Here is a 586-nt window from a genome sequence, read left to right as displayed (position 1 = left end):
GCCCCTTTTTTCCTTTCTTTACAATCTATAAACATCGTAGCGGGAAATACGCCTTACAGGTATTCAACCTTGGTAATTTCGTATTCCACTTCCCCACCCGGGGTACGGATAGTCACGACGTCATCCTGCTCTTTGCCGATCAGACCGCGGGCGATCGGCGAGTTCACGGAGATCAGATTCTGCTTAAAATCAGCTTCGTCATCGCCCACGATGCGGTAGGTCTGTTCCTCGTCGGTATCGAGGTTCAGCACGCTGACGGTAGAACCAAAAATCACCCGGCCGTTGTTCGGCATTTTGGTGATATCGATAACCTGCGCGTTAGACAGCTTCGCTTCGATATCCTTGATACGCCCCTCGCAGAAACCCTGCTGCTCACGCGCGGCGTGATACTCGGCATTCTCTTTCAGATCGCCGTGTTCACGGGCCTCAGCAATAGCAGCAATGATTTCAGGACGACGCACAGACTTCAGATAATCCAGTTCTTCGCGCAGTTTTTCAGCGCCACGTAAGGTCATCGGAATCGCTTGCATTAGTTATACCTCTTTATCATTCCTTCAGGGAACGGATAGCTCCGCTCCGCCACCTG

General features: G+C 51.7%; 1 protein-coding gene. It reads right to left on the bottom strand.

Annotation, left to right across the window (positions count from 1 at the left end):
• Positions 1-53: 53 nt before the first annotated feature.
• Complete coding sequence (gene greA / locus HMPREF9538_RS24340; protein WP_002918375.1) at positions 54-530, bottom strand: transcription elongation factor GreA; 477 nt, start codon at positions 528-530, stop codon at positions 54-56.
• Positions 531-586: the final 56 nt, after the last annotated feature.

Source organism: Klebsiella sp. MS 92-3, assembly GCF_000195655.1.
Taxonomy (GTDB): domain Bacteria; phylum Pseudomonadota; class Gammaproteobacteria; order Enterobacterales; family Enterobacteriaceae; genus Klebsiella; species Klebsiella pneumoniae.
The sequence above is the reverse complement of the archived record's forward strand: the minus strand, read 5'-3'. Positions and strand labels throughout refer to the sequence as shown.